This is a genomic window from Streptomyces sp. NPDC012637, from assembly GCF_042954805.1.
Classification (GTDB): domain Bacteria; phylum Actinomycetota; class Actinomycetes; order Streptomycetales; family Streptomycetaceae; genus Streptomyces.
Genome location: NZ_JBIBDS010000012.1, coordinates 92,551 through 110,930 on the forward strand (window position 1 = coordinate 92,551; position 18,380 = coordinate 110,930).

The window sequence follows — 18,380 nt, forward strand, 5'->3', positions numbered from 1 at the left end:
CAGACCGATGACCGCTGACTCCTCTCTCGACCGGCGCTTCGAACGCGCCCTGGCCAGCCTGCGCGGGCTGTCCGTGGGAGACGCCCTGGGCTCCCAGTACTTCGTTCCCGCCAACTATCCCCTGCTCAAGCGGCACGAGCCGCCGAACGGTCCCTGGCAGTGGACCGACGACACGGAGATGGCCTGCTCGGTCCTCGCCGTGCTCGCCGACCACGCGCGGATCGACCAGGACGCGCTCGCGCAGTCCTTCGCCCGGCACCACGACTTCGACCGCGGCTACGGTCCCGCCGTCAACCGGATGCTCCGGCTCATCCGCGAAGGAGGGGACTGGCGGCAGCTCGCGGCGGGACTCTTCAACGGGCAGGGCTCGTGGGGAAACGGCGCCGCCATGCGGATCGCGCCGCTCGGCGCCTGGTACGCCGACGACCCGGAACAGGCGACCCACCAGGCCGAGATCTCCGCGTACACCACCCATCAGCACCGCGAGGCCGTGGTCGGGACGATGGCCGTCGCCGCCGCGGCCGCGCTCGTCGCGGACCCGGCCGGTCCGCCCACGCCCGAGGCGCTGCTCGACGGTGTCGTCGCGCTCGTGCCGCGCAGCGCGGTCGGGGCCGGTCTCCGCCGGGCCCGCGACATGCTCGACTACGGCGACGCCGCGACCGTCGCCGCCGTTCTCGGCAGCGGCCGGCGCACCAGCGCGCACGACACCGTGCCGTTCGCGCTGTGGTCCGCGGCCCGGGCGCTCGGCGACTTCGAGCGGGTCTTCTGGACGACGGCCGGGGTCGGCGGCGACGTCGACACCACGTGCGCCATCGCCTGCGGAGTCGTCGCCGCGGGTCCGGGTGGCGCGCCGCCCGCCGCCTGGCTCGAGCAGACGGAGGAACTCCCCGACTGGGTGCCCACGGCGGCGCACTCCTAGGGATGTCTCTCGAGCGCTGCCCCGCAGTCCGGTGAACCCGGGCGGCGGGACGGCGGTACCGGGGCGTTCCGGGACGCGAGTGTCACGGTCCTGCCACAGCCGGGGCCGGGACGGTTCGGCGGGGCGCCACGCGGTTAGAGTCGGCCACTCGCAGCGCTGATCATGACAAAAAGCAGCGCGCCGACGAGCCACCGGGACCGCCGAGCAGCCGCAGGGCCGGGCGTGACCGGGCCGGGAGGGGGTCCCGTGACCGACAATCCGTCCGCAGAGCCGCCCAAGGACAGCCCACCGCCGGGAAGTCCGACGCAAGGAAGCCCCACGCCGGGAAGCCCGACGCCGGGCAACCCGACACCGGGGACTCCGGCGTCGGCGAGTCCGGCTCCGGGCAGTCCGACACCGAGCAGTCCGGCGTCGGCGAGCTCGGCTTCGGCGCATTCGGCTCCGGGCGGTCCGGCACCCGGGACTCCGGCCTCTGCCGGTCCGCCTCCCACCAGCTCGGCTCCCGCTGGTCCGCCTTCGGGAGGTCCGGCCCCTGCCAGTCCGGCTCCCGCCGGTCCGGCCCCTGCCGGTCCCGCCTCTGCCGGTCCGGCTCCCGGTGGTGCGCCTTCGGGGGCTCTGGCTCCGGGCGGTCCGGCGGCGCAGGGCGGTCCGGCTCCGGGCAGTGCGGCTCCGCAGGGCGGTCCGGCTCCGCAGGGCGGTCCCGGGCCGAGCCACGGCGCCGCGCCGTGGGGGCAGCAGCCGCCCGCCGCCGGGGTGCCGCACGCTCAGGCCGCGGCGACCGCGGGCGGCCCGCCCGCCGGGATGGCGCCGCCGCCCGGACCGTACCGACCCGGGCCGTACGCGCCGTACCAGACGTGGGGCCCGCCGCGGAAGCCGGCGCCCAGCAAGCTCAAGCCCCCGGCGCCGGCCGCTCCGACCTCCCCGACGCTGTGGGCCGTCGTGGCCACCGCACTGGTGGCCTCACTGCTGCTCAGCGGCGGCGCGGGCGCGAACCTGCTGCTCGTGGCCGTGCCCGCCACCCTCGCCGGGGCCTTCGCCGCCCGCGCGGCGGGCCGTCGGCTGCGGCCCTGGACGCTGGTGTGGGCGATCGGTGGCGCAGCGCTGCTCCTCGTGCCCGTGCTCAGCGACGCGGGCTGGCCGACCTTCCTCGCTATCGTCACCACGCTGGGGCTCACCGGCTACGCGCTGCACGGCGGCCGGGGCTGGCCCAGCATGCTGTTCGCGCCGGTGGGGCTGTTCGATTCCCTCGGCTCCGGCATGGCATGGACCTGGCGCGGCGTTCGCGAGCGCGCCGGCGGCTCGCAGGGCCGCTGGGGTCCGGTGCTGCGTACGGTGCTCGTCGCCGCGGGCCTGCTGGTCGTCTTCGGCGCGCTGTTCGCCGGGGCGGACGCGGCCTTCGCCGATCTGCTCGGCTCCCTCATGCCCGACATCTCGCTGGACCAGGCGCCCTGGCGGTTCCTGTGCTTCGTGCTCGGGCTGTTCGGCGCCATGGCCGTCGCGCGTACCGCCGCCGCCCCGCTGCGCTGGGACCGGCTGACCTTCCGCCCGGGCCGGGCGCGCGGCCGGCTGGAGTGGGCGCTGCCGCTCGTCGTCCTGAACCTGCTCTTCGCGGCCTTCAACGCCATCCAGCTCGCCGTGCTCTTCGGCGGCTACGACAAGGTTCTCAGCGAGACCGGTCTGACCTACGCCGAGTACGCCCGCCAGGGCTTCTGGCAGCTGCTCATGGCCACCCTCCTCACGCTCGTGGTGATCGGCCTGGCGCTGCGCTGGGCGCCCCGCGGCGGCGCAGGCGACACCCGGCTCGTCCGGGCCGTCCTCGGCACCCTGTGCGTCCTCACCCTTGTCGTGGTCGCCTCCGCCCTGCGCAGGATGGACCTCTACGTGGACGCGTACGGGCTCACCCGGCTGCGCATCTCGGTGGCCACGATGGAGATCTGGCTCGGCGTCGCGATCCTCCTGATCATGGCGTCCGGGATCTGGGGCGCCCGGCTGTTGCCCCGCGCCCTGGCCGCGAGCGCCGCCGGCTTCGTCCTCGCCTTCGGGATGATCCAGCCGGACGCCGTCATCGCCCAGCAGAACGTCGACCGTTACGAACGGCTCGGCAAGATCGACGTGCGCTATCTCTCGGGGCTCTCGACCGACGCCGTGCCCGCCCTCGACCGGCTTCGCGGTACCCTGCGCGACTGTGCCCTGCGGGACATCGCCGAGCGGCTGGACGAGGAGGGCGACGCGAGCTGGTACGCCACCAGCCTCTCCGAGGCCCGGGCCCGGGACATCCTGGCCGAGCGCCCCGTGAGCGGCTCGGCCTCCTGCGGCGGGCCCACCCGGGACGAGCAGTACGACCCGGATGCCGACCCCGACGACCCGTACGACCCGTACCAGCCGTAGGCCCGCGCCGTACGCGTACGCGTACGCGTACGCGTACGCGTACTCGTGCTCGTACGCGTATCGCGGACGTGCCTAAGGCGTACCGAAGAGGCGGTCCGTACCGTGCGGACGGCGTGCCCCCTCGTGCGGGAGGGGGCACGCCGGCGGTGTCATGCGACCGGGCCGGCGGCCTCCGCCTTGCCGCTGAGGGCCTCCAGGTCGCTCTTGCGCACCCGGATCACCGCCACCGCAGTGACGAACGCGATCAGCACCATCGCGACGGCCGCGACGAACGCGGTCGAGATGCCTGCCGTCAGCACCTCGTGCGACCACGGTGCCGGGAGCTGCTGCTCCTTGAGGAACTCCGCCTTCTGTGCGTCGGTCGCGTGCGCCAGGAAGTCCGGCACCTGCCGCTCGCCCTCGTCCTTGCTCGCGGTACCGAAGACCGTGACCAGGATGGACAGGCCGAGCGAACCGCCCACCTGCTGTGTCGCGTTGAGCAGGCCCGAGGCCGCACCGGCCTCGTGCTGGGCGACGCCCGACACCGCGGTCAGCGTGAGGGTCACGAAGTTGAGCCCCATGCCGAAGCCGAAGGTGACCATTGGCCCGAGGACCCCGCTCGCGTAGGAGCTGTCCGGCGTGATGAAGGTCAGCCAGAACAGGCCGATGCCGGTGATCGCCGCACCGGTCACCATGAACGGCTTCGGCCCGAGCACGGGAAGCAGCCGCTGGGCGAGACCGGCGCCCACACCGATGGCGAGCGTCACCGGGAGGAAGGCGAACCCGGCGCGGATCGGCGTGTAGCCGAGCACGTTCTGCACGAACAGGACGATGAAGAAGAACATGCCGAACATGGCGGCGGCCAGGCTGAGCATGATCACGTACGTACCGGAGCGGTTGCGGTCGGCGAACATCCGCAGCGGCGTGATGGGTTCACGGGCGCGCGACTCGACCACCGCGAAGGCCGCGAGCAGGACCACCGCGGAGACGAACGACCCGATGGTCAGCGAGTCCTTCCAGCCGGCTTCCGAGGCCCGGATGAAGCCGTAGACGAGCGCGGCCATGCCGAGGGTGGAGGAGAACGCCCCGGCCAGGTCGAAGCGGCCCGGGTGCCGCTCGGACTCGTTGATGAAGCGCGGTGTCAGGAAGGCGATGAGCAGGCCGATCGGGACGTTCACGAACAGCACCCAGCGCCAGTCGAGCCACTCGGTCAGCATGCCGCCGGCCAGCAGCCCGATCGCGCCGCCGCCCGCCGACACGGCCGCGAAGACGCCGAACGCCCGGTTGCGTTCGGGGCCTTCGGGGAACGTCGTGGTGATCAGGGCCAGCGAGGTGGGCGAGGCGATCGCGCCGCCGACGCCCTGCAGGGCGCGCGCGGCGAGGAGCTGCCACGGCTCCTGGGCGAAACCGCCGAGCAGGGAGGCGGCGGTGAAGACCAGGATGCCGGTCAGGAAGACCCGGCGGCGGCCGAGGATGTCGCCGGCCCGGCCGCCGAGCAGCAGCAGACCGCCGAAGGTGAGGGTGTAGGCGCTGAGCACCCACGACAGGTCGGTGGTGGAGAAGGAGAGCGCCTCCTGGATGTGCGGAAGCGCGATGTTCACGATGGTGGCGTCCAGGACGACCATCAGCTGACAGGCGGCGATGACGGTGAGCGCGATCCCCGGCCGGTTCGGATACCGGGCGGAGCCGGGAGCCGGACTGCGGCCGGGATCGGTCTGGGTGTCCACCGGAGATGTTGTCACTATGTATCCCCCACGGAAGAATTTAGTGAACGCACTCGTTCACTGTCGCCCACGGTAGTGACTCCCCCTCAGGGAACGCAAGCGTTCACTGAGTGCTGCCGGGCGAGCCGTTCCGTCCCCAACAGAGAGGTTCTGATGGTTACTTCGCACTCCGAGGCCGCCGCTCGGCCGCAGGGGGCGGCTCCGCGACGGCGCGGCGCGGTACTGGAACGCGCCATTCTGGACGCTGCCCTCGAACAGCTGAGCACGGTCGGCTGGAACGGTCTGACGATGGAGGCCGTCGCCTCCGGTGCCCAGACGGGCAAGGCCGCCGTCTACCGCCGCTGGCCGTCCAAGGAGGACCTGGTCGCGGACGCGCTCAGGGCCGGGCTCCCCGCCCTCGACGACGCGCCGGACCACGGCGGTGTGCGCGAGGACCTGTACCAGCTGTGCGGCCGGGTGCGGGCCGTCATGTACTCCAAGCCCGGCTTCGCCCTGCGTGCCGTGCTTCACGAATGCGACCACGAGGCCGCCGACCGGTTCCACGAACTGATCACGACCTCCGTGACCGAACCCTCGCAGCGGCTGCTGCGCGAGGTGATCGAGCGAGGCATCGAGCGGGGCGAGGTGCGCGAGGACGCGGCGCACGAGATCGTCTTCGACGTGATCCCGGCGCTGATGATGTACCGGTCGAAGGTATGCGCCAGCGAATGGAGCGACGCCGAGATCACCGAGATGGTCGACCTGGTGATGATGCCCCTGCTGCGGCGCTAGGCGTGTCTTTCGGATCAGGCCGGGCATCGCGACGTCGGCAGGATCCGGCAGGTGCGCCCCAGACCAGGGCTGTGCGGTGGGGGCCGGGCGGCGGGGCCCGGTCCGCGAAGGGTCGGGTTCCGGGCGTCTTCCGGACGCCTTTCGGCCGTCTTCCCCGACGTCTTCCCCGACGTCTTTCGGACGGCTTTCGAACGTTCCTTTCCTGGACGTCTTCAGGGTGCCTTCCGGCCGGGGCCGGGCGTCTTCCGGCCGGGTCCCGGCGGTGGAGGGGTATCCGGGTACCGAGAGAGGCGGCCACCGGCGTAACCTGACAACGCCATGCCGTACGAACCACCCACCCACAGCGTCGAGCGATCGATCCGAGCCACCACCGGCGCCAAGATCGTTGCCGGGATCGACGAGGTCGGACGCGGGGCGTGGGCCGGTCCCGTCACCGTGTGCGCCGCCGTCACCGGCCTGCGCCGCCCGCCCGCCGGGCTCACCGACTCCAAGCTGCTCACCCCCAAGCGCCGCAACGAACTCGCCGTCGAACTCGAACAGTGGGTCACGGCGTACGCGCTGGGCGACGCCTCGCCCACCGAGATCGACGAGCTCGGCATGACCGCCGCACTCCGGCTTGCCGCGATCCGCGCGCTGGAGGGCCTGCCGGTCCGTCCCGACGCGGTGATCCTCGACGGCAAGCACGACTACCTGGGCAGCCCCTGGCAGGTCCGTACGGTGATCAAGGGCGACCAGTCCTGTGTGGCCGTCGCCGCCGCCTCCGTGATCGCCAAGGTCCGCCGGGACACGCTGATGGCCACGCTCGGGAGCGAGACGGAGGACTGCGCCGCGTACGCCTTCTGCGACAACGCGGGCTACCCCTCGCCGGTCCACAAGGCGGCGCTGGAAGAGCTGGGACCCACCTCGTACCACCGGCTCTCCTGGGCTTACCTCGACGCGTTGCCCCGCTGGCGGCACCTCAAGAAGGTGCGCCTCTCGGCCGAGGCCGCCGCACTCGAAAGCGGGGGTCAACTCGGCTTCGACTTCTGACTTCCGGCTTCTGGATCCCGGTTCCTGACCCTCCGGTGCGGCCCTCTCGCGGACCGCTCCGGCAGAGCCCTTCCAGCAGTCGGGGCGCCCTTGTGCGCCCACCCGCCGGAGCCCGGTGCGACGGCGTTTGATAGACATCCACCCATGCCTCTCAATCCCGAGGAGCCTCAGATTCACGAGAGCGCCCAGGGTCCCCGCGCGACCGCGGCCGTAGACCGCCCCGTGCCGACCCCCCGACCCGTACCCGGCCCGCGTTCCGCGGCCTCCCCGCGCCCTGGCCGTCCCGGCCCCGGTCCGGCCAGGCCCGCACCGCCGGTGCCCCGCCCGCCCGCTGCCGGACCGGTGCCCGCCGACCGTACGGAGAATCGTTCCGACCAGCGGACCGAGCCGCAGATCCAGCTGATCCCCGCGCCCCTCGACGGTGCCGTCGACGCGGCCGAGGAAGCGGTGGACCTGCTCCTCGAGTCCGGCCGCGCACCCGGCGACGTCCTGGTGCTCACCACGGGCGACCAGCACCCGTGGGCCGCGCACGAGCTGTCCTTCGGCGAGGATGCCTACTGGGCGCAGCAGGACGCCCGCGAGGACGTGTTCTTCGCGGACGCGGCCGCCGTCTCCCGGGCCGCCGCCCGGCCCGTGGTGGTCGTCGCCGTGAACGGCGGCACCGACGAGGACGTCGCCCTCCGGCTGCCCGAGGCGATGCGGCGGGCGACCGCCCTGCTGATCGTCTGCGGCGACGCCGAGCGCGTCAACGCCGCACTCGGCGCCGGCGTCTGAGCCGTCCGGGCCACCGGCCGTCGTCGTGACCGGTCGTCACGGCAGGCGGCTGTGACGGCAGTCGGTCGTCATGGCAGCTGTCGAGAATGCAACTGTCAGGACGATGACTGTCGTCCTGACAAAGGCGTCCGGGTCCCGGCCGCTCTCGCAGCGGCCGGGCGGGTGGCGTCGGGGCTGGAGACGTCCGAACGGTGACATCCGAGCGGTGACGTTCGAGCGGACGGCGGCCGGGCGGGAGACATCCGAGCAGAAGACGTCCGTGCGGACGGCGTCCGAGCGGATGGCATCAAGCGGACGGTGTCCGACCGGACGGCGCCCGGTCACGCCCTCCGGTCATGTCCTCCGTTACGGCCGTTCGTTCACCGGGCGGCTGCCCGGCGCAGTGGCTCGGGGGCGCCGCTCGCGATCCGCGGGACCAGCCGGTCGAGCGTGGGGTCCTCGCCCAGCGGAGTGGGCCGCGAGTCGGAACTCGGGCTGCGTCCGCCCCGGCCTTCGCCGAGCACCTGCCAACCGCCGCCGGTCAGCGTGATGTACGCGCCGCAGCGCAGCCCGTGGAGGGTGCAGGCGTCCCGTAGTCCCCACATCCAGGCACCGTCCTCCTCGGTCCACCGCTCGTCGCCGTCACGGCAGTAGAGCAGCACGGCCGTGCGCACCGGCGTGCGCCTGCGCAGGTCGTGCGGGATGACCCGGCGCAGGTTCGCGAGGAGCGCGTTGCGGAACTCCCAGCCGTCCGCGGGGGCGGGCCGGCGGGTGAACGAGGCGCTGGCCGCGAGCCGTTCCTCGTGGTCGAGCACGGCGACCACGGCCATCGAGGGCGTGGGACGGTGGCGCGAGTGCAGACCGCTGACGACCTCACGGGGGTTGCGCAGCAGCGGGATCCCGGCCGAGGCCCACTCGGCAGGTTCGAGCATCCGAGCGAGGCGGCTGGCCGACCCGGACGACGAGTTGACCGGAGCGGTCGAGGGCGGAGCGAATCCGAGGGTCACGATCCTCCCTTCGGATACGCGCCCGCTCCGCGGGCAGGGTCGGATGAGGGCGCACCACGGCACGGTCAACGGACCGCGTTGGGCGTGCGGGGTGGATTTCCAATTCTTCCCTGGCCCGTGCATGGGCGGCAACGAGCAATTGAGGCCGCTGACTGGAATGGACCGGTATGACTCTCATATCCCTGCCCAGTTACCCATTGTTCACGCTCTGTTCCGTATACGGACAGGAAGCGCCGGCGTACGCCGGGTGGCGTGCGCCGTGTGCGCCGTTACAGGTGGTCACAGGGGGTGAAGTGGCCGACTGTCGGTGCCATCGGGTTGCATGGGATGCATGGAGAACCTGGACCGTCTGGACCACCCGAACGACCCCGATCTGCGCACCGAGGCCGACACCGTCCTCGCCGAGCTGGTCGGCGACCCGGGAGGCTCGGCGCGACTGCGCGAGGACCAGTGGCAGGCGGTCGCGGCGCTGGTACGGGAGCGGCGGCGCGCGCTCGTGGTGCAGCGCACCGGCTGGGGCAAGTCCGCGGTGTACTTCGTCGCCACCGCGCTGCTGCGCCGCCGCGGCGCGGGCCCCACCGTGATCGTCTCACCGCTCCTCGCCCTGATGCGCAATCAGGTGGAGGCCGCGGAGCGGGCAGGCATCCGGGCCCGCACCATCAACTCGGCCAATCCGGAGGAGTGGGACGCCATCCACGAGGAGGTCGAGCGGGGCGGGACCGACGTTCTCCTGGTCAGCCCCGAGCGGCTCAACTCCGTGGACTTCCGCGAGCAGCTGCTGCCCAAGCTCGCGGCCACGACCGGTCTGCTCGTCGTCGACGAGGCCCACTGCATCTCCGACTGGGGGCACGACTTCCGACCCGACTACCGGCGGTTGAGGGCGATGCTCGCCGACCTCGCGCCCGGAGTGCCGGTGCTCGCGACGACGGCGACCGCGAACGCGCGGGTCACCGCCGACGTGGCCGAGCAGCTCGGCACCGGAGCCGGCGAGGCGCTCGTGCTGCGCGGCCCGCTGGAGCGGGAGAGCCTGCGCCTCGGGGTGGTCAGGCTGCCGGACGCCGCGCACCGCCTCGCGTGGCTCGCCGAGCACCTGGACGAGCTGCCGGGCTCCGGGATCATCTACACGCTGACCGTGGCGGCGGCCGAGGAGGCGACCGCCTACCTGCGGCAGCGCGGCTTCGCCGTGGCCTCCTACACCGGCCGCACGGAGAACGCGGACCGGCTGCAGGCCGAGGCCGATCTCCTGGGCAACCGGGTCAAGGCGCTGGTCGCGACCTCGGCTCTGGGCATGGGCTTCGACAAGCCGGACCTCGGCTTCGTGCTGCACCTCGGCTCGCCGTCCTCCCCGATCGCGTACTACCAGCAGGTCGGCCGCGCGGGCCGCGGCGTCGACCACGCCGACGTGCTGCTGCTGCCAGGCAAGGAGGACGAGGCCATCTGGCGCTACTTCGCCGACACCGCCTTCCCGCCCGAGGCACAGGTACGCCAGACCCTCGCGGCCCTCGCCGAGGCCGGCAGGCCGCTGTCCGTGCCGGCCCTGGAAGCGGCCGTCGACCTGCGCCGCAGCCGTCTGGAGACCATGCTGAAGGTCCTGGACGTGGACGGCGCCGTGAAGCGGGTGAAGGGCGGCTGGATCTCGACCGGAGCCCCTTGGACGTACGACACCGAGCGCTACGCCTGGGTGGCCCGCCAGCGGGCGGCCGAGCAGCAGGCCATGCGCGACTACGTGGACACGACCGAATGCCGGATGGAGTTCCTGCGCCGGCAGCTGGACGACGAGGGCGCGGAGCCCTGCGGCCGCTGCGACAACTGCGCGGGCGCCTGGGCGGATTCCGCCGTCTCCGCCGAGACCCTGACGGCGGCGGAGAAGGAACTGGACCGTCCCGGAGTCGAGATCGAGCCGCGCCGCATGTGGCCGACCGGCATGCCGGCCCTGGGCGTGGACCTCAAGGGCCGGATTCCGGCGGGCGAGCAGTGCGCCACCGGCCGCGCGCTGGGGCGGCTCTCCGACATCGGCTGGGGCAACCGGCTGCGCCCGCTGCTCGCCGAGCACGCGGCCGACGGTCCGGTACCCGACGACGTGCTGCGGGCGGCGGTGGCGGTGCTCGCCGACTGGGCCAGGTCGCCCGGCGGCTGGGCGTCGGGCACGGCAGACGCCCAGGACCGGCCGGTGGGTGTGGTGGCCCTGCCGTCGATGTCCCGGCCGCAACTGGTGGGTTCGCTCGCGCACGGCATCGCGACCGTCGGACGCCTCCCGTTCCTGGGCGCGCTGACGTACACCACCGAGCACGGCGCGTACGCGGCACGCCGCAGCAACTCCGCCCAGCGGCTGCGGGCACTCTCCGGAGCCCTGGCCGTCCCCGATGAGCTGGCCGCAGCCCTGCGTGACGCGCCCGGCCCGGTCCTGCTGGTGGACGACTCCACCGACTCCGGCTGGACCCTCGCGGTCGCCGCCCGCCTCCTGCGCCGCGCGGGCAGCGGCCCGGTCCTGCCGCTGGTTCTCGCGGCGGCGGGCTGACGCGCGGAGAACGCGCGGAGGAACGCGTGGAGTGAGGGCGGGGTAGCGCGCGGAGCGACGAGCGCAGGGTGCGCGTAGTGGTGGGTGACGTGATGAGTGAAGTGGTGGGCGGAGTGGTGGGTCCAGGGCGCGTGGAGTGACGGGCACGCCTAGCGCGAGGGCCTCATCGTCCGACAGCGCGCGACCGATCCGCTACCCCTGTGGATAACTCGCACTACTGGCATGAACGCCTCAATCGGTAGTTATCCACAGGGGTTTCGCGATCGCGGCGATCGCGGGACCGTCGTGACCATGAACACGAACCACCACGATTCCCACGGATCCCACGGACCGTCCGCGGCCGAGCAGATCACTCTGCGCGGCCCGGCCGAACTGGCCGACGCGCTGCCGTTCATGCTCGGCTTCCACCCCAGCGACTCCGTCGTCCTCGTCGCGCTCCACGGCGAGAGCGGACGCTTCGGCGGCCGGGTCAGGGTCGGCATTCCCGGTTCGCCGCGCGAATGGCCCGCCATCGCCGAGTATTTGGCCGAGTGCCTCGTCGAAGGCGCCGGCCGGCGCGGCGACCGGCCGGACGCCATCGTCGTCTTCCTCTGTCAGGAACCCGGGCCCGGCGAGACCGGCCGACGGGTGATGGAGCGGCTGCGCCCGTTCGCCCAGCGCCTGCGCACCGCCTGCGGCGAGCTCGACATCCCGGTCCTCGAAGCCCTCTGCATCTCCGACGGCCTCTACTTCTCCTACTGCTGCCCGGATACCCGGTGCTGCCCGCCCGACGGTATGCCCCTGGCCCTTTCCGGTACGTCGGTGATGGCGGCGTCCGCCGCCTACGCGGGCATCCAGGTGCGCGGCACCCTCAAGGACATGGAGGCGCGGCTGAAGCCGACCGGGACCGCGGGCGAGGCGGCGCAACGAGCCGCGCTGAACGAGGCCGCGACGGTCATCGTGCCGAGGATCCTCGACGGGTCCGCGAGCGGCTTCGGCCGACGGGAGACGCGCGAGACCACCCTCGGCCTGGCCCGGCGCCTCATCGAGCGGTTCACCGGCTCGCCCGAGATTCCGATGCCCCGGCCCACGGGAGGCCCGGGCGCCATTCGGCCGGGGCTCACCGGGCATCTGCTCACGGTCCCTCCAGCGGGCACGGCGACGTCGGACGCCAGGGACGACGGACTTCTCACGCCCGACGAGGCGGCCACGCTGATCCTCGGACTGCAGGACCGTGACACCCGCGACCAGGCCGCCGAATGGATGGAGGGCCCGGAGGCCGCGCCGGCGCTACGGCTCTGGCGCGCCCTGTCCCGTCGCTGCGTGCCGCCCTACCAGGAGTACGCGGCGGCCCCGCTGGCCCTGGCCGGCTGGGTCGCCTGGTCCACCGGCGACGAGCCTTCCGCCCGGGTCGCCCTCGGGCTCGCTCTCGAGGCCGACCCCGACTACCTCTTCGCCCGGCTGCTTCACCAGGCCTGCAACGAGGGCCTCGACCCCGAAGCGCTGCGCGAGTGCCTGCGCAAGGAGCGCGACGCGCGCATCGCCGCAGAACGGCGGCGAGGAGAGGGCGGCACGGAGCTTGGCCTCGATCCTGGCTCTGACCCCAGCCGGGACCCCAGCCGGGACCCCAGCCGGGACCTCAGCCGGGACCCCGGTCGGGACCTCAGCCGTGATCTTGGCCATGATCTTGGCTTTGGTCGTGCTTCTGACACCGACTTCGACCTCGGCACGGGCCCCGGCACTGGCACCGACCTCGGCACGGGCTCCGTCATTGGCACCGACCTTGGCGCGGGCGGGGACCCGGGCGCCAGGACCCACCTCGGCACCGCTCCCGACTCCGACTCCGATTCAGCCCCCGGCTCCGGCGCTATCACCCCCACCCCCACTCCCACCGGCACCCCCACCGCCCCCGCCCCCGGCACCAGCACCGGTTCCGATTCCGGTGCCGTTGCCGAGCAGGGCGAGCCCTCCGGCCAAGATGGCGCCGGCCGGGAGCGTCCGGCGGTTTCCGCGGCGGGGCGGGCCCGGCAGCGGCAGCGGGCGCGGCAGACGGCCCGGCGGGCGGCGCGACAGGCGGGGCCGCGGACCGCCGAACTCCGGTCGCCCCGGCGGGCCGTGGTGCGGCGGACCGGGCGGCGCGGCGGGAGGAGCGGGACATGAGGGCCGTGACCCGTCGGGCCACAGCGGCGTTCACCTCTGTGGCGGTCCCGCAGGAGCCGTGCCGCCGACCCTCGGCCGGACCGGCGGACCGCCGGGACCGGCCACACGGGTCCGGTCACGGACCCGCCCGGGCCCTGCCGGGCCGTCAGGACCGCACAGAGAGCGCCGCGCACCCGTCATGGCCCCCAGCCCCGCCCAGGCCCCCGGATCCTCCGCCGGACGCCCGCCCCACCCGGGGGCGACACCACACGGACCGGGCGCCACGGCGGCCCGGCACGGCGAGTTGCCCGCCGTGCACGACGCCCTCGTCGGGGTCGCCCTGCCCGCCCTCGCCGTCAGCCCCCGGCACGGTCAGCTCACCGGCTCCGGCCTCGAGGGAGTGTTCCTCGCCGGGCGCCGGCTCCTCTCCCGCTGCGTCCTGCGCGTCGCCGGACGCGAACCCGTCCCGCTCCAGAGCCGCTCGTCCGGCGCGGAGCGAGCCGACTTCCTGGGCGTCCTGCGCGCGCCCGGCGACCTCGGGCCCGACCCGGGCCTCGTCGTCGAGCGCAGCCGCGACGCGGACGGGACCGAGCGGATCACCCTGCGCAGCTCCGGCCTCCGGCCGGTGCGGCTCCCCGTGGAGCTTGCTCTGGGCACGGATCTCGCGGACCTGGGCGCGGTGGCGGCCGGCCGGCCGGGGCCCGAGCTCTCCGCCAGCGTCCATGGCACGGGACTCCGCTGGGCGGCCGCGGACGGCACCGCCGTCACCGTCTCGGCCGACCCGCCGCCCAGCGACGCGCTGGCGGCGGCCGGACTGCTCCGCTGGGATGCCGAACCGGCTCCCGGTGCCCCCTTCGTCCTCACTCTCCGTGCCCGCTGCGAGCGCGCCGGGCGGCAGCAGCCACCCGGCGCGGGGCGCCCCGGTGGGCACGTCCTCGCCGACGCCGTCGCCGAAGGCGACGATCCTCGCCTCGGGCCGCTGCTGCGCGCCTGCGTCGCCGATCTGCGCGCGCTCCTCCAGCGTGATCCCGCGCATCCCGCCGAGGTGCATCTCGCGGCCGGGATCCCGTGGCGCTGCGGACCCGTCACCGCCGAGGCCCTGTGGGCCGCGCGCATGGTGCTGCCGCTGGGCACCCGGCTCGCCGCGACCACCCTGCGGGCCCTCGCCCGTACGCAGCTCGGTGGGACGGGGCCCGGCGCCGGGCGCATCCCCGGGCCGCTCCGGGACGCGGGCCCCCTCCTGCCGGCCCGGTGCACCGGGGTCGAGGCCACCCTCGCCTTCCCCGCCGTGCTGGCCGAGGCCCGGCGCTGGGGGCTGCCGGAGCAGGACCTGGCGGAACTGCTGCCCGCCGCGGAGCGCTGCCTCGACTGGCTGCGCGGCGCCGTCGACGACAGCGGGTTCGTCCCCGACCCGTGGCCCGCCGGGCCCGCGCGGGCCGAGACCCAGGCCCACGCGCACCGCGCGGCCGTGCTCGGTGCCGATCTGCTCGACGCGTGCGGGCGGCCCGGCGCGGACGGGTGGCGGGAGTGGGCCCGGGCGCTGCGCGAGCGGTTCCACGACCGGTTCTGGCTCGACGACCCGGCAGGCGGTCGGCCGCTGCTCGCGCGTCTGCCCGACGGGCGGCCGGTGCCGCAGCTCGGCGGCTGGGCCGCGCATCTCCTCGACACGGGGCTCACGGCTTCCGGCCGTCCCGCGCCGGGGCTGCTCGACAAGGTCCGGACGGAGCGGCTGGCGCGGCTGCTCGCCTCGCCGGCTCTCGACTCGGGCTGGGGGCTGCGCGGGCTCGGCGAGAAGGAGCCCGGCTACCAGCCGTTCGGGCACCGGTCGGGAGCGGTGCGGACGCACGAGACGGCGGTCGCCGTCGCGGGGCTCGCCGCGGCCGGGTACGAGAGCGAGGCCGCCACGCTGCTGCGCGGCGCCCTGGACGCCGCGGAGGCCTTCGAGTTCCGGCTGCCCGAGATGTACGCGGGGGAGCGGCGTTCGTCCGGCGCCCCACCGGTTCCCCACCCGGCCGCGTGCCGTCCCGCCGCGGTGGCCGCCGCGTCGGGTGTGCTCCTTCTGACCGCCGCTCTCGGGATCCGTCCCGACGCCCCCGGCCGCACGGTCGCCCTGCATCCCGTGCGCTCGGCCCCGCTCGGCGAGGTGTGTCTGTCGGGCCTGGTGGTGGCCGGTGCCCCGTTCGCGGCGCGTGTCGGCCGGCTCGGCCTCGGCATGGTCGAGGAGGCGGCCCCGGGCCTCCAGCTGGGGGTGTGACCGGAGCGGCGAAGAAGTGGGGGCGGATCCTTCCGGCGGACGTGTTTATCGTCAGGAAGACGACTATGATCACGGGCATGTCTCCCTACGACCCGTCGGCCTTTCCGCCCTTCGCTGTCACCGTCGATCTGGTCGTGCTCACCGTGCGGCGCCACTCGCTGTGCGCCCTGATCGTGAAACGGGGGGAGCCGCCCTTCCAGGGGCGCTGGGCGCTGCCGGGCGGGTTCGTGCGGGACGACGAGGATCTCGACGCCGCCGCGGCGCGCGAGCTGGTCGAGGAGACCGGGCTGTGCGTTCACGACCCGGGTACCCCGCAGCCCGTGCCGGGCAACGGCGCCCACCTGGAGCAGCTGGCGACGTACGGGGCGCCGGACCGTGATCCGCGGATGCGCGTGGTGAGCGTCGCGCATCTCGCGCTCGCCCCCGACCTGCCCGCGCCCCGCGCGGGCGGGGACGCCAACAGTGCCCGCTGGGCTCCGGTCGAGGAGCTGATCGGTCAGGACGGCGCGGCCGAGCGGGAGGGTGAGTTGCCGGTGCCGCTCGCCTTCGACCACGCGCGGATCCTCGCCGACGGCGTGGAGCGCGCCCGTTCCAAGATCGAGTACTCGTCCCTGGCCACGGCCTTCTGCCCGCCGGAGTTCACGGTCGGCGAGCTCCGCCGCGTCTACGAGGCGGTCTGGGGCGTGGCCCTCGATCCGCGCAACTTCCACCGCAAGGTGACCGGCACGCCCGGCTTCCTGGTTCCGGCGGGCGGCACCACGACCCGTCAGGGCGGCCGGCCCGCCCAGCTGTTCCGTGCTGGTGGGGCGACGCTGCTGAACCCGCCGATGCTCCGCCCGGAGGTCTGAGGGGCGAGCGCGGGGCCGCTCCGAGGCGCCAACCCTGCGCCAAAAGTCCGAAATGTGGCGTTATCTTGCTGGGAACAGCCGCCCTGCCGCGGAGCGGTCTCACCTACCCCGCGAGAGAAGCGATGCTCCAGGCCATCGGACTCACCAGCACCCCCCGCCGGGACCGCCCGCCCGCCGTGGAGGACCTCACCTTCGAGGCCCGTCCCGGCACCGTCACCGCCCTGCTCGGGCCGGCCGGCGCCGGCAAGACGACGGCCCTGCGCCTCATGCTCCAGCTCGAACCGGGCCGTGGCATCACCTACTTCCGGGGCCGCCCGCTGCACCGAGTCGCCCATCCCGCCCGGGAAATCGGAGTGCTGCTCGGCGACGTCCCCGGCCACCCCTCGCGCACCCTGCGCGGCCAGCTCCGCATGCTCTGTGCGGCCGCCGGCGTCCCCGGCGCCCGCGCGGACGACATGCTGCAGGTCGTGGGGCTCACCGGCGTCCACGACCAGCGCATCGGCACCCTGCCGCTCGGCATGGACCGCCGACTGGGCCTGGCCTCGGCCCTGTTGGGCGACCCGCACACCCTGCTGCTGGACGAGCCCGCCGCCGGGCTCTCCGTACGCGAGAGCGCCTGGCTGTACGACATCCTGCGCACCCATGCCGACGAAGGCGGCACCGTCCTCTACACGACCACCGACCCCAAGGACGCCGCCCGCAACGCGGACCGGGTCGTCACCCTCGTCGGCGGGCGGCTCGCCGCAGACCAGGACGCGACGGACTTCGCCCGTACCCGGCTGCGCCCCCGGGTCGCCGTCCGCACCCCGCACGCCGCCCGGCTCGCCGCCGTCCTCACCCAGGAGTCCCGGGCCGCCCGGCGCCCCGTGGAGGTGGTGGCCGAGGGCGGCAACCGCCTCTCCGTCTACGGCAGCGACTGCGCGAGCGTCGGTGAGAGCGCCTTCCGCAACGGCGTCCTCATCCATCAACTCGCCGACGAGACCGGCGACACCCGCCCCTCCGCGCAGCCGCCGGCACCCGCCCCGCCCGCCGCGGACGCCTCCACCGCGGCAACCCCTGCCTCGGATCCCCCTGCCTCGGCCGCCTCTCCGGCCCCGAACACCGCGGCCGCGGAATCCTCGCCGGCCGACCGGAAGGCCCCGCAGGCCCAGTCCGCCCCGGCGCTCCGGACCTCCCGCTCGCACCGGACGCCCCGCCGCTCCCCGCTCCGCCCGCTGCGCTACGAGATCCGCCGCCTCCTCGGTGTGCCGTCCACGCCGCTCGTCGCCGTGGGCGTTCTGCTGGTGTCCGTGACCCTGGCCGTCCTGCTCGCGCGCAGCGGGCGGACCGCGCTGCCGGCGCTCCTGGCCGGCTGGCCGGGGATCTCCCCGCTGCCGCCCGCGGCGCTCGGGGCGGGGCTCCTCGGCGCCTTCTCCTTCGGTGAGGAGTACCGCTACCCGGCGCTCACCACCGGGCGCGGCACCGTCCCGCGCAGGCTCGGCCTCCTCCTCGCCAAACTGGCGGTCTCGGCGGCCGTCGGTGCGGTCCTCGCGGTGCTCGTGGTCCTGGCCGACCTGGAGGCGCTGCGGTTCGTCTACGGCGGAGACTTGATCCCCGTACCGCCGAACTGGCCCACTCTGTGCGCGAATTGGTTGGGACTGGTGGTCGGCTGTGCCTGGGCCGGGCTGCTCGGAGCGGGTGTCTTCCGGGCCGCGGCCGCCGGTGTCGCCGCCGTGCTCGCCGTGCCGGTGGTCTTCGCCCCGCCGCTGCAGCGGGTGCTCGCGGGAGTGCCGCGCCGTACCGTCTCCGGACTCCCGGCCCGCCTGAGGGAGTTCGCCAGCGTCGAGTGGTCGTCGGCCGCCGACCGATGGGTGATGGGGGCGCTCCGGGTCGTGGGGCAGCCCGTGGGAGTGGCCCTGGCCCTGACGTTGACGGTCCTGCTCTGCGCCTATGTGCTCACCGGCCGCCACAGCCGCGCCCGTTGGTGATCACATACGGATCGAAAGATTCCGTTTGAGCGGCAACTCCCTTGGAAATTGCCGCTTATGTCCGATAAATCGTCAATTGCGCACGGGGTGCCGATCACCCTTTCG

At 74.2% G+C, this 18,380-nt stretch carries 12 protein-coding genes; 10 read left to right on the forward strand and 2 right to left on the reverse strand.

Translation table 11 applies throughout. The features are described 5' to 3' along the window. Positions 1-7: 7 nt before the first annotated feature. Entirely contained in the window at positions 8-919 is a 912-nt protein-coding gene (locus tag ACFY8W_RS35840) for an ADP-ribosylglycohydrolase family protein (protein WP_391114841.1), read from the forward strand. Between the two features lie 939 nt (positions 920-1,858). Next, positions 1,859-3,307, forward strand: a complete 1,449-nt coding sequence (locus ACFY8W_RS35845) for a DUF4153 domain-containing protein (RefSeq protein ID WP_391114844.1) — start codon at positions 1,859-1,861, stop codon at positions 3,305-3,307. A gap of 149 nt (positions 3,308-3,456) precedes the next feature. Here the strand turns inward: ACFY8W_RS35845 and ACFY8W_RS35850 are convergent, their stop codons facing one another. Further along, complete coding sequence (locus tag ACFY8W_RS35850; protein WP_391114847.1) at positions 3,457-5,028, reverse strand: DHA2 family efflux MFS transporter permease subunit; 1,572 nt, start codon at positions 5,026-5,028, stop codon at positions 3,457-3,459. A gap of 135 nt (positions 5,029-5,163) precedes the next feature. Between ACFY8W_RS35850 and ACFY8W_RS35855 the strand changes: the two genes are divergently transcribed. The 3 genes from ACFY8W_RS35855 to ACFY8W_RS35865 all read left to right on the forward strand — a co-directional run bounded on the left by ACFY8W_RS35855 (position 5,164) and on the right by ACFY8W_RS35865 (position 7,584). Continuing rightward, positions 5,164-5,781, forward strand: coding sequence for a TetR/AcrR family transcriptional regulator C-terminal ligand-binding domain-containing protein (locus ACFY8W_RS35855; protein WP_391114849.1), 618 nt, complete (start codon positions 5,164-5,166; stop codon positions 5,779-5,781). A 318-nt stretch (positions 5,782-6,099) separates the two neighbouring features. Beyond that, positions 6,100-6,810, forward strand: coding sequence for a ribonuclease HII (locus ACFY8W_RS35860; RefSeq protein ID WP_391114852.1), 711 nt, complete (start codon positions 6,100-6,102; stop codon positions 6,808-6,810). 144 nt (positions 6,811-6,954) lie between these two features. Then, entirely contained in the window at positions 6,955-7,584 is a 630-nt protein-coding gene (locus tag ACFY8W_RS35865; protein WP_391114854.1) for a hypothetical protein, read from the forward strand. Positions 7,585-7,943: 359 nt separating this feature from the next. Here ACFY8W_RS35865 and ACFY8W_RS35870 read toward each other — a convergent pair whose 3' ends face one another. Further along, positions 7,944-8,570 carry a hypothetical protein gene (locus ACFY8W_RS35870; RefSeq protein ID WP_391114856.1) on the reverse strand — a complete coding sequence of 209 codons (627 nt, stop codon included), beginning with the start codon at positions 8,568-8,570 and terminating at the stop codon, positions 7,944-7,946. A gap of 331 nt (positions 8,571-8,901) precedes the next feature. Here ACFY8W_RS35870 and ACFY8W_RS35875 point away from each other — a divergent pair, with 331 nt between their 5' ends. The 5 genes from ACFY8W_RS35875 (at position 8,902) to ACFY8W_RS35895 (ending at position 18,275) form a co-directional block, all read left to right on the forward strand. Beyond that, positions 8,902-11,088: a DEAD/DEAH box helicase gene (locus ACFY8W_RS35875; protein WP_391114859.1), complete on the forward strand. Its 2,187-nt coding sequence runs from the start codon at positions 8,902-8,904 to the stop codon at positions 11,086-11,088. A 291-nt stretch (positions 11,089-11,379) separates the two neighbouring features. Beyond that, complete coding sequence (locus tag ACFY8W_RS35880) at positions 11,380-13,227, forward strand: DUF4192 family protein (protein WP_391114862.1); 1,848 nt, start codon at positions 11,380-11,382, stop codon at positions 13,225-13,227. 178 nt (positions 13,228-13,405) lie between these two features. Further along, complete coding sequence (locus ACFY8W_RS35885) at positions 13,406-15,460, forward strand: glycogen debranching N-terminal domain-containing protein (protein WP_391114865.1); 2,055 nt, start codon at positions 13,406-13,408, stop codon at positions 15,458-15,460. A gap of 77 nt (positions 15,461-15,537) precedes the next feature. Next, positions 15,538-16,308, forward strand: coding sequence for an NUDIX domain-containing protein (locus tag ACFY8W_RS35890; RefSeq protein ID WP_391114867.1), 771 nt, complete (start codon positions 15,538-15,540; stop codon positions 16,306-16,308). Positions 16,309-16,430: 122 nt separating this feature from the next. After that, positions 16,431-18,275: an ATP-binding cassette domain-containing protein gene (locus ACFY8W_RS35895; RefSeq protein WP_391114997.1), complete on the forward strand. Its 1,845-nt coding sequence runs from the start codon at positions 16,431-16,433 to the stop codon at positions 18,273-18,275. The last annotated feature ends 105 nt before the right edge of the window (positions 18,276-18,380 follow it).